9 protein-coding genes are annotated in these 10,974 nt (G+C 44.6%); 8 read left to right on the plus strand and 1 reads right to left on the minus strand.

Going from position 1 to position 10,974, the window contains the following annotated elements; all coding sequences use genetic code 11:
• The first annotated feature begins 521 nt into the window (after window positions 1-521).
• From trkA to gmhB, 4 genes are all read left to right on the plus strand, one after another.
• On the plus strand, window positions 522-1,895 hold the full coding sequence (gene trkA, locus DFP76_RS02555) for a Trk system potassium transporter TrkA (RefSeq protein WP_113873104.1): 1,374 nt from the start codon (window positions 522-524) through the stop codon (window positions 1,893-1,895).
• A 123-nt stretch (window positions 1,896-2,018) separates the two neighbouring features.
• Complete coding sequence (locus DFP76_RS02560; RefSeq protein ID WP_113873105.1) at window positions 2,019-3,467, plus strand: TrkH family potassium uptake protein; 1,449 nt, start codon at window positions 2,019-2,021, stop codon at window positions 3,465-3,467.
• A 33-nt stretch (window positions 3,468-3,500) separates the two neighbouring features.
• Window positions 3,501-3,974: a Cys-tRNA(Pro) deacylase gene (gene ybaK / locus DFP76_RS02565; RefSeq protein ID WP_113873106.1), complete on the plus strand. Its 474-nt coding sequence runs from the start codon at window positions 3,501-3,503 to the stop codon at window positions 3,972-3,974.
• Between the two features lie 21 nt (window positions 3,975-3,995).
• Window positions 3,996-4,553: a D-glycero-beta-D-manno-heptose 1,7-bisphosphate 7-phosphatase gene (gene gmhB, locus DFP76_RS02570; RefSeq protein WP_113873107.1), complete on the plus strand. Its 558-nt coding sequence runs from the start codon at window positions 3,996-3,998 to the stop codon at window positions 4,551-4,553.
• 59 nt (window positions 4,554-4,612) lie between these two features.
• Here gmhB and DFP76_RS02575 read toward each other — a convergent pair whose 3' ends face one another.
• Entirely contained in the window at window positions 4,613-5,737 is a 1,125-nt protein-coding gene (locus DFP76_RS02575; protein WP_113873108.1) for an MFS transporter, read from the minus strand.
• A gap of 206 nt (window positions 5,738-5,943) precedes the next feature.
• Here DFP76_RS02575 and DFP76_RS02580 point away from each other — a divergent pair, with 206 nt between their 5' ends.
• The 4 genes from DFP76_RS02580 to DFP76_RS02595 all read left to right on the plus strand — a co-directional run bounded on the left by DFP76_RS02580 (window position 5,944) and on the right by DFP76_RS02595 (window position 10,858).
• Window positions 5,944-6,825, plus strand: a complete 882-nt coding sequence (locus tag DFP76_RS02580; RefSeq protein ID WP_113873109.1) for an AraC family transcriptional regulator — start codon at window positions 5,944-5,946, stop codon at window positions 6,823-6,825.
• 99 nt (window positions 6,826-6,924) lie between these two features.
• Window positions 6,925-9,042, plus strand: coding sequence for a TonB-dependent siderophore receptor (locus DFP76_RS02585; protein ID WP_113873110.1), 2,118 nt, complete (start codon window positions 6,925-6,927; stop codon window positions 9,040-9,042).
• 16 nt (window positions 9,043-9,058) lie between these two features.
• Window positions 9,059-9,829: a siderophore ferric iron reductase gene (locus tag DFP76_RS02590; RefSeq protein WP_113873111.1), complete on the plus strand. Its 771-nt coding sequence runs from the start codon at window positions 9,059-9,061 to the stop codon at window positions 9,827-9,829.
• Between the two features lie 177 nt (window positions 9,830-10,006).
• Window positions 10,007-10,858, plus strand: a complete 852-nt coding sequence (locus DFP76_RS02595) for an SDR family oxidoreductase (protein WP_113873112.1) — start codon at window positions 10,007-10,009, stop codon at window positions 10,856-10,858.
• Window positions 10,859-10,974: the final 116 nt, after the last annotated feature.

Genomic DNA, 10,974 nt, shown 5'->3' on the forward strand with positions numbered 1-10,974 from the left:
AGGAATACGATTTCTTATCTTCAGTCTTTCCTAGAGTTGGTTATAAACACAAAGCGATCAACAGCAAATCGTAACTTAAAAAGCCTCTTAACCTCACTCCATGAGACTCTGTGTTTCATGTGAAACACAGTTAAGAGGTTTTTTATATTCATGGAAACAGATTCAAATCACTTTAAACAAAGCGGATTAATCCCCTCTATAATGAAAATAATTGATCTCTAAAAATAATTATCAGTATTTTGGCAGATCAAGTTAAATAATCTTGCTTATGTAGGTAGACTTTACCCATTAGACAATGAGCTTGTACTTGCCGTGTGCAATAGGCCGATTCTCTAAACTTACTTGTTAAAATAATTACTTGTTAATAATAAGTAGTACTAGAGAGCAAGTGATGAATAAGCAGGTCAATGGCGTTCTGATGGTCTAACAACGAAACTCTCGGACAAGTTCGAGTCAACCTTAATAAAACTGAATTGAACAAGAAACAGTAGGGCAATCGATAGGCTCTGCTAAGGCGAAGTATGAAAATCATCATTATTGGAGCCGGTCAGGTTGGCGCGACTCTGGCTGAGAATCTAGCAAGCGAAGATAACGACATTACGGTCATTGATACCGATTTAAATCGCCTTAGAGAACTGCAGGACAGACTCGACATCCAAACGGTAGAAGGTAGTGGCTCGCACCCTGATGTTCTTGATCAAGCAGGCTGTAACGATGCTGACATGCTCATCGCGGTGAGTAATCAAGATGAAACGAATATGGTCGCCTGTCAGGTTGCTCATACTTTGTTTAAAACCCCGACTAAAATTGGTCGTGTACGCTCTAGCGCATATTCAAACTACCCAACGCTCTTCAGTGATCAAGCTTTGCCAATGGACGTACGTATCAGTCCTGAAAAAGAAGTGACTAAACATTTGAGCCGTTTGATTCGCTACCCAGGTGCTTTACAGGTGATGGAATTTGCTGAAGGTAAGGTGCAGCTAGTCGTGGTCAAAGCCGAAAAGGGCGGCCCGTTAATTGATCAGCCTATCAGCTTTTTAAAAGAACACATGCCCTCAATTCAAACTCGAATCGCCGCCATCTATCGTGACGGCAAATCCATTTCACCTGACGGCAACACTTACATTCGTGCCAATGACGAAGTTTTCTTTCTGACAGCACAACGAGATGTACTGGATGTCATGAGTGAATTGCGTCCATTGGATACGCCTTATCGTCGTATCATTATTGCCGGTGGGGGTAACATAGGTGAACGTTTGGCACAGAGTTTAGAGAAAGAGTACCGCGTAAAAATTATCGAACGTGACGCCGAACGTTGCCGCTACCTTTCTGAAACCCTCGACAACACCATAGTGTTGAATGGCGATGCTTCTAAACAAGAGCTGTTATTAGAAGAAAACATTGAGTCTACGGATGTGTTCTGCGCACTCACTAACAACGATGAAGCCAACATCATGTCATCCATGTTGGCGAAAGTGTTGGGGGTTCGTACTGTCATGACCATTATTAATAATCCGGCCTACGTAGACATAGTTCAAGAAGGCATGATTGACATTGCCATCTCGCCGCAACACACCACCATCAGTTCTTTGTTAAGTTATATCCGCCGTGGCGATGTAGTGAACGTTCACTCCATGCGTAAAGGCGCAGCAGAAGCACTAGAAGCAGTGGCGCATGGTGATCATCGTTCATCAAAAGTAGTCGGGCGCAGTATCGCCAATATCAATCTTCCTGAAGGCGCAACCATTGGTGCGATCGTGCGCGGTGACGATGTGATTGTTGCGACCAGCGAATTGGTGGTTCAGGCAGAAGACCACGTCATTATTTTTGTGACGAACAAGAAACAGATTCCAGCCGTTGAGCAGCTCTTCCAAGTTGGATTGACCTTCTTCTAAGAGAGGTCGTTCTTTACTTTTAAGGACATGCTTAAGCGAAATGAGTCATTGAGATTAACATCAGATTACAGCCATTGTTCGGCACTACCGTCTCAGCCAGTAGCCGAATGTTAGGACATAGATATGCATTTTAAGGTCATCTTACGGGTCATCGGATTATTGGTCATGGTGTTCAGTGTATCGCTGATACCACCCATTATTGTTTCTCTGATTTACGACGACGGTGTTTTATCAGCCTTTCTGTATGCATTGACCATTAACCTAGCCGGTGGCTTTATACTCTGGTTCCCCGTGCGCAAAGAAAGAGGGGAATTGAAAATTCGTGATGGCTTCTTAGTAACTGTTTTATTCTGGTCAGTACTGGGGCTATTCGGATCTGTGCCTTTCTTTCTTGCTGAAACACCAGACTTAACCTTTACCGATGCCTTGTTTGAATCCATCTCTGGTTTAACCACAACCGGTGCCACCATTTTGACCGGCATCGATGTGTTACCCAAATCCATTTTGTTTTATCGCCAGTTACTTACTTGGTTAGGCGGCATGGGTATCATCGTCTTAGCCGTTGCCATTATGCCAATGCTCGGCATTGGTGGTATGCAGTTATACCGAGCAGAAACGCCGGGGCCAGTAAAAGACACCAAACTCACACCACGGATCGCTGAGACAGCAAAAGCCTTGTGGTATATCTACGCCACCTTAACGTCCGTATGTGCTTTAGGTTATTGGATTGCAGGCATGAGTTTGTTCGATGCTATTTGTCATAGCTTTTCCACTGTGGCAATCGGCGGCTTCTCAACCCATGATGCCAGTATCGGTTACTTTAACAGTGTGGCGATAGAACTGATTTGTACCTTCTTTATGATCGTATCAGCCTTTAACTTTGCGTTGCACTTTTATGCGTGGCGACACAAAAGCGTATGGCATTATTTCAAAGATCCTGAGGCGCGCTTCTTCCTACTGATCCTATGTAGTACTGTGATATTGTCCACCTTAGTACTGGCGATGACAGCCACCTTTGATTGGACCACTTCATTGCGTTATGCCTTGTTCGAAAGTGTGTCCATTGCCACCACATCCGGTTTTGGTACTTCCGATTTTTCTACCTGGCCGCATTTCTTACCTTTCTTGCTGATCGTTACTTCGTTTGTGGGTGGCTGTGCCAGCTCGACTGGTGGTGGTATGAAGGTGATTCGTATTCTATTAATCCTCAAACAAGGCATACGTGAGATCCAACGCTTAATCCACCCTAACGCAGTGATTCCCGTTAAAGTCGGCGGTAAAGCCGTACAGGAAAGAGTGGTGTCCGCTGTGTGGGGGTTCTTCTCGGCTTACCTATTGGTCTACGTCATCCTAATGATAGGGCTCATGGCAACCGGATTGGATCAAGTGACCGCTTGGTCAGCCGTAGCCGCCACTTTAAATAACCTAGGCCCTGGATTAGGTGAAGTGGCCAGCAGCTTTACCAGCATTGGTGACCCTGCTAAGTGGATGTTGTGTTTTGCTATGCTGCTTGGCCGTCTGGAAGTATTTACCCTATTGGTATTGTTCACGCCTATGTTCTGGCAGAAATAGTAACTTGATGAATTTCATTAGACTGGCTCAGACATGACACCCGCCATTGATCAGCTTAAAAAACACAAAGTGTCTTTTACATTGCACGAATACGAGCACGATACACATTGCCAAAATTTTGGTGAAGAGGCCGCAAGCAAGCTGAATCTAGCTCCAGAAACCGTGTTCAAGACATTATTGGTCACTGATGAAAAGCAGTTTTTCGTCGCCATTGTTCCGGTGACAGGACAGCTCAATTTAAAGCGCGCTGCCAGTGTGTTTGGCGTTAAGAAACTGCGCATGGCGGAAGCGAAAGAAGCACAACGAATCACTGGCTATTTAGTCGGTGGCATCAGTCCAATTGGGCAAAAGAAAGCACTGATTACCTGTGTCGATGAATCCGCTCAGGCCTATCCTAAAATGTATGTAAGCGGCGGACAAAGAGGATTGGACATAGGGATAGCACCGCAAGACCTTAGTCAGCTATGCCGCCAGACTCGCTTTGCCAACATTGCGCAAAACACATAAAACATCAGCAAGAGAAGACTCATGCCACAAATCAAACCCATTATCCTGTTGGACAGAGACGGAGTCATCAACCAAGACTCCGATGCCTATGTAAAATCCGTGGACGAATGGCAGCCTATCCCAGGCAGTATCAAATCCATCGCCGCATTATCAAAAGCAGGGTATCACATCTTTGTTGTGACCAATCAATCAGGCATTGCCCGAGGCTACTATGACGAAGCCACATTACAGGCCATGCACAACAAGATGACCGCCTTGGTTGCCGCAGAAGGCGGAAGCATTCAGGGTATTGAATATTGTCCTCACGGGCCAGACGACCAATGTCAGTGCCGTAAACCCAAAAGCGGCATGATCGAAAAGATCGAAGCTCAATTAGGGGTTAACTTCAAGCAAACACCCGCCATCATGGTAGGGGATTCTTTACGGGATTTAGAAGCGGGACATGCCAGAGGCTGTCAGCCAGTATTGGTTCTAACAGGCAAGGGACGTCAGACTCAGTACAAAGACATTCCATTTGCGTTCGAGGTGTATACCGACTTAGCCGCCTTTAGTATTGCGCTACTGCATAAATACAACTGATCAACATAGCAACACATATCAGCCAGTATGTAAGTGCTTACACACTGGCTCTGTATTCATTATCGGGTCATGCTGGACAATCGATACCAGCTCACCACAATCATACTGATCAAACACGCCAGTAAATAAGGAAAAGCGTTAACACTGAACAGCTCAATGATCGGGCCAGTCAAAGTGGGTGCCACCAAAGCCCCTAAGCCACAGCAGACAAACACAAAGGCGGTGCGTTTACCATTGAGTGACATGATGCTGTTCGCGTAAGAGAACACCATAGGAAAGAAAGCAGAGCAACCCAGTCCCAACCACAATGCCACCAGTACGAATGAAGCATCCGTCAGCATCATGACTAAGACCCCAGAAACCGCTATGCACAAATGCAGGTTCACGCCTTGTTGCGGGCTGATAAAACGCAATAAGGGGACAGATAGTAAACGACCAATAGAGATACTAACGAAGAACCAGGTAACCAAAATGGCCGCCGCATTTTGTTCTACTCCAGATAGCACCGCATAGGTACTTATCCAGCCAGCAATGGTAATTTCAAAACCAACATAGAGGAAAATCACCGTCACAAAGGCCAAAAAAGTGGCTTTCTGTTTCGTCTCTGGCACCACTTCTTGCGCTCTGGCTTCAAACCTTGGACTAGGCTGTCGCCATAACAACAAAGGTAAGAAGACAGCATAGATAGCAACTAACCAATAACCCGCTCCGTAGTCTTGACCTAACCATCCAGAAAACACCAAAATCAATGGCGCTAACATAGAGCCGGCACTGTGACACAAATGCAATACGGTAACATAGGAGCCCACCTTCTCCTTATGCAACCAAATCATCATCATATTGCCACCAGCATTCGCTGACACTTCCGTCGCCCCCAGCAAAAAGAACAACACCATCAACATTGTTAAACTGGTTGAGAAGGGCACCAGCACCAAGGCGACAATCATAATGCCCAACATAAGCATGATGTAATGATGCCCTTGCCAGCGTTCGTACATGCGTCCCGCCAACAAAGCGCCGAGAATATTGCCGATAGCGCGTGCTGTAAACACAACAGAGATCTCTGCTACCGAGGCATCAATCAGATCGGCTAAATAAATTAAGCTCGGCCCCAGCAAACCGGCAACGGCACCAATCGCTATAAACATTGCGCAATACAAGCTTGTACGGGAAAGTTCTTTCATCGCTGCTCATCCAAAAGTATTCATCTGCTCGTCTTTCAATGACTCACATGAGGTTATTATTGTTCACAATCTGCTGGATTTAATCATGCAAGCTGATTAAATCCTAGGGCTTTTCAAAACTCTTTAAACAACTGAACATAGGTCATTGGCAGCGTCGCTTAATTAGATGATAATAGTTATTATTTGATGTTGTGCCAGATGCCCATATGACAAACCAAGACAAGTTGAATCGCATTGAAAAAGTGCTCGACTATATCCATGACCATTTAGATGAAACCATCCATGTGGCCGAGTTAGCCGAGAAAAGCTGCTGGTCACGCTGGCAGTTTCAACGCGTCTTTGGTGAAGCCACTGGACTAACGGTGGCACAGTACACTCGAGAGCTAAGACTTAGCCATGCTGCAGAACTGCTTCTGTCCAGTCAGCAACGACATTTAGACATTGCCATGCAATGTGGGTTTGATTCGGAAATCAGTTTTTCCCGCGCCTTTAAGCAAATGTTTCACACCACACCAAGAGACTATCGTCAGCGCGGCATACGCCAAGGCTTACGCACTCCATTACAATATCGACAAGCTAATCATAGAGTCGAAGCGCCAAAAGCCTTTACCCAAATTCGCATCGAAAACCGCGATGCTTTTCAACTGAAGGCGCAATCCGATTGGATCTATGGGCCTTTTTCCAATCAACCCGATTTTCAAAAGAAAGTCAGGGAGTTATGGCGTAAAGTAGACAGTGAATTGCAGAGCAGCCCCACAGCAGAACAGCCCATAGGTGTGATAAATACTCAGTTTTGTGCCAAGCACCCTGAACAAATGCAGTATTGGGCCAGCTATGCAGAACAAGCTATGCTGCCTGACAACTACCCAACACTGACCATTCCCTCTCAAGAATACGCCGTTATTCCCGTTCACGGTAAGGTTCAAGCCATTGAAGAAGCGGTTCGTTGGTTTCTCTTTCATTGGCTACCAGATTCTGACTATAACGGCGTGTCTGGTTATGAACTGGAAATGTATCAATCCAACTATGATCCTGCCGACCCAAACAGTTACATGGAATATTGGATGCCGATAAAACCGAGAAAGTAAGATAAGTGTCATAACTTGCACCAAATCGTTAAGTTTTCCAAACACGAGACCAATAGAATGAGATTCATTCTCATAACTAACATTATTCTCGGAGCAACAATGAAATCGACTCAGTCATTTCGACCAACTTTGATCGCCTTGGCAATCGCCGTTGCGACAGGTCACGCCATCGCTGAAGATACCATCGATACCAATGACCTAAGTACCCTTGAGGTAAAAGGCCAAACCTATCGTAACACGGCCACCAAAACCCAATTGGATGCAGAAGAAACACCACAGGCCATCAGTATTATAAAATCAGAAACACTTGAAGAGCGTGGTGTAGAAAGTTTAGCAGAAGCCGTGCGATACAGCTCTGGAATCAATACTGAACTGCGCGGCGGTTCCGTAACACGCCTAGATTTGTTTAACATTCGAGGTTTTGATAACGACACTGTTTTATTAGACGGTTTACCGCTGCTATTCAATGGATGGAACTTACAACCGCAAATTGATGCCGCGGTGGTCGATCAAATTGAAATATTTAAAGGACCAACTTCAACCTTATACGGTGAAATGCCACCAGGCGGTATGGTCAACATCATCAGTAAATCCCCTCAAGAGGACTCTGCCAACAGTGTGGAAATCACTTTGGGCAGCGATAATAAAAAACAGGTACAGTTTGATTCAACTGGAGCTATTAGTGACAAAGTAAACTACCGCGTCATTGGTCTAGCGCGTCAAAAAGACGGCCAATCCGTAACTGCGGAAGAGGAACGTATCCTTATTGCACCATCCTTGGATATTCAACTTAGCGATTCAACTTTCTTGAATCTGAATATGTATTATCAGAATGACCCTGAGATGGGTGTGTATTCGGCACTTCCATCCAAAGGCACAGTGAATAGTAATATAAACGGGAAACTCAATTCAGATGCCTATGCCGGCGATGAGAACTGGGAAACCTACGAAAGAGAAGAGTTGTTACTAGGATATAAACTTGAACATGAGATAAATGATACTTGGAGCTTCCTACAGAATACTCGTTTTACTTTTGCCGATGCGTATCAGCAAAATACCTATTCCGGTTCAACCAGTTTGAACTCTGATGAAAGAACGCTAAACAGAAGAGCCTACATAACAGACGAAAAATCTCAAGGCATCAACCTTGATAACCAATTCTCCGCCATTTTTGATACAGGGTCGTTAGAACATAATATTCTAATCGGATTAGACTATTTAAAATTAGAGTCAGACATCAAATACGAAGACGCCGTTGCGCCAAGTATCGATTTATACGATCCTGATTACAATCAAATTGTTGCATCTCAATTAGATTTTGCAGCATCTGGTTATTCCAGTGATTTTACTATCAATAAAGAACAAACAGGACTCTACCTTCAAGACCAAATAAGAATGGATCAATGGGTCTTCATTATGGGTGGCCGATACGACAATTACAAATATTCAGAAACCGGCAGGGGTAGTACAGAAGCAGATGATGATCAAAACCAGCTTAGTGGCCGAATTGGCGCATTATATGAATTAGACAATGGTTTCTCACCTTTTATTAACTTCGCACAAAGTTTCGAACCCGTTTCTGGTTCCGACAGATTAGGTAATGCCTTTAAAACCTCCACGGCAGATCAAATTGAAGCCGGCATAAAATTCCAAAATGCAGACACACTCGCTTCGGTCACAGCTTTCAACATTGTCAAAAGCAATGTACTGACCAGAGACCCAAATGGTGGTACCTACGACAAAGTCCAAGTGGGCGAGGTCACCTCAAATGGCTTGGAAGTTGAACTTACAAAAGCGCTTACCGAAGAACTGAATGCGACCCTTGCCTATACTTATCAGGATGTCGAAGTATCAAAGAGTAACGACGGTATTCAGGGCAACACACCTGTCTGGACACCAGAGCAACAAGTTAGTGTTTGGTTAGGTTACCAGCCTAAACAAGGTTCATTACTCGGTGCTTCTTTCGGCGCAGGCTTAAGATATGTGGGTGAGATGCAAATGGATGCAGCTAACTCGGATACCGTGCCTTCTTACACATTGGTCGATCTGTCTATTGGTTATGACTTGGCACAATTATCAGCGAACTGGCAAGGCGCGAGTGTGCAATTTAGCGTATCGAACGCTTTTGATGAAACCTATTACACCTGTTATGACACCAGTAGCTGCTGGTTCGGAGCAGACCGTTCTTTTGAACTAACAGGGCGTTATGAATTTTAATGAGGTTAAAAACTAGATGGCGTCTTATCTAGATGAGTTATTTCACACTGCTCGACATTTGATTCCCGTGTTGGATGGTCAACGACCCAACCAAACGCATCATTTAGAAGCGGCCAAGACACGATCGGATTCCCCCGAGTCTTGGCCTGACGTGGCAGAACTCATTGCTTCTCTTCATCACACGATCAATAAGGCGCATCCGGAAACGGGTGCGCCTTATTGGCGTATTCGCAGCTGGGGATTACTTTGCTGGCAACCCATTTATTTAGCCCTAATCTGTGTTTATCACTTACGCGCCGTGCCAAGTAACATCGCCACTATCAAACAAAAACAAGTGGGGGAAATGGTTTGCGGTTATCAACTGGCAGACGATCAATGGCTCGACCAAAGCTCACATGAGGCGTTGATAGCTCATCTAGGCGAGGGCTTACATAGATTATTCCAATCCTATCAGTCAGAGCTGATTGTCCAGCAGGGTGGTCGTCCAATCCTTTATCAAGCCTTATTGGCTGATCAACTGATTGAAACCATGCTGTATCTACAAAGCTATGTGCAGCAACAAGATCAACAGAATCACCATCACTTCGATTTAACAGCAGAATATCTTCTCTGGGCAGACGTTTTAGGCCTACCAACGAAAGCCTTACAGAGATTACAAATCGATCAAACAAGCCAAGGGCCCCAATTTGTGCGGCAAACCTGTTGTTTACATTTTCGCAGAGAAGAGGGTAACTTCTGTGCTTCTTGTCCTAAAACCAATAAGCCAAAGAAAAATAAGGTTTTATAAGTCCTATTCAATAAGTGAGTACTCACTTATTAGTATAAAAATATCCTATCTGAATCATTTTATTAAAAAATTATAATAAATCTCATACTTACCTTTTTGTATGTACTTACTAAAAGTTTGTTAGCGATGTATTCTGCTCTGCATCAAGTTTAAAAATGACTCAATAGGAGATACATTATGATTTTAGTTACAGGTGCAACAGGTCAACTAGGCAACCTAATCGTTAACAATCTGATCAAACGTGGCACACCAGCCAATCAAATCGTGGCTGCGGTTCGCTCTCCAGAAAAAGCGCAATTGCTTGTCGAGCAAGGTGTTGTGGTTCGTAAGGCGGACTATTCTGATCCAGCGTCTCTAAATGCCGCTTTCGAAGGGGTTAAGCGTGTGGTTTTAGTATCTTCCAGTGAAGTTGGCCAACGTTTCCCTCAGCACAAAAATGTCATCGATGCTGCTAAGCAAGCTGGTGTAGAGTTATTGGCTTACACCAGCTTGCTGAATGCGCAAACGTCTCCACTAGCACTGGCACAAGAGCACGTACAAACCGAAAATGCTTTGGCACAATCAGGCCTTCCTTTCGCTCTATTACGTAATGGCTGGTACTCAGAAAATTACACTGCATCAATTGGTATGGCATTAGAGCACGGTGCCGTATTAGGCAGTGCAGGCGAAGGCAAATACGCTACCGCTACTCGTCAAGACTACGCAGAAGCGGCCGCCGTGGTGATTACTTCTGATAATCAAGCAGGTAAAACCTATGAATTGGCCGGTGATCAAGCCTTTACCCTAGCAGAATATGCAGCCAAGATTAGTGAAGTGACAGGTAAAACCGTCGTCTACCAAGACATTCCTGCAGAAGAGTACACTAAGATTCTAGTAGGTACTGGTCTACCAGAAGGCTTCGCCGCTATCCTTGCAGATTCCGATGTTGGGGCTTCAAAAGGCGCTTTATACAGCGACAGCAAAGATCTAAGTACCTTAATTGGCCGTCCAACCACACCAATCGTGGAAAGCATCAAAGCCGCTCTATAATTCGGGTAACCCCTTAGCACGTTTTAATAGAGTGAAATAACACAAAGCCCAATCCTCTGTTCAGGGTTGGGCTTTTTTTCCACATAAAAAAAGGCTAGACACTGGGTCTAGCCTTT

This window comes from Marinomonas aquiplantarum (assembly GCF_003314975.1).
Classification (GTDB): Bacteria; Pseudomonadota; Gammaproteobacteria; order Pseudomonadales; family Marinomonadaceae; genus Marinomonas; species Marinomonas aquiplantarum.

Coding starts and splice junctions, on each gene's coding strand:
- DFP76_RS02585 (WP_113873110.1), top strand. CDS start 6,925: ATGAAATCGACTCAGTCATTTCGACCAACTTTGATCGCCTTGGCAATC.
- gmhB (WP_113873107.1), top strand. CDS start 3,996: ATGCCACAAATCAAACCCATTATCCTGTTGGACAGAGACGGAGTCATC.
- DFP76_RS02590 (WP_113873111.1), top strand. CDS start 9,059: ATGGCGTCTTATCTAGATGAGTTATTTCACACTGCTCGACATTTGATT.
- DFP76_RS02595 (WP_113873112.1), top strand. CDS start 10,007: ATGATTTTAGTTACAGGTGCAACAGGTCAACTAGGCAACCTAATCGTT.
- ybaK (WP_113873106.1), top strand. CDS start 3,501: ATGACACCCGCCATTGATCAGCTTAAAAAACACAAAGTGTCTTTTACA.
- DFP76_RS02580 (WP_113873109.1), top strand. CDS start 5,944: ATGACAAACCAAGACAAGTTGAATCGCATTGAAAAAGTGCTCGACTAT.
- DFP76_RS02560 (WP_113873105.1), top strand. CDS start 2,019: ATGCATTTTAAGGTCATCTTACGGGTCATCGGATTATTGGTCATGGTG.
- DFP76_RS02575 (WP_113873108.1), bottom strand. CDS start 5,737: ATGAAAGAACTTTCCCGTACAAGCTTGTATTGCGCAATGTTTATAGCG.
- trkA (WP_113873104.1), top strand. CDS start 522: ATGAAAATCATCATTATTGGAGCCGGTCAGGTTGGCGCGACTCTGGCT.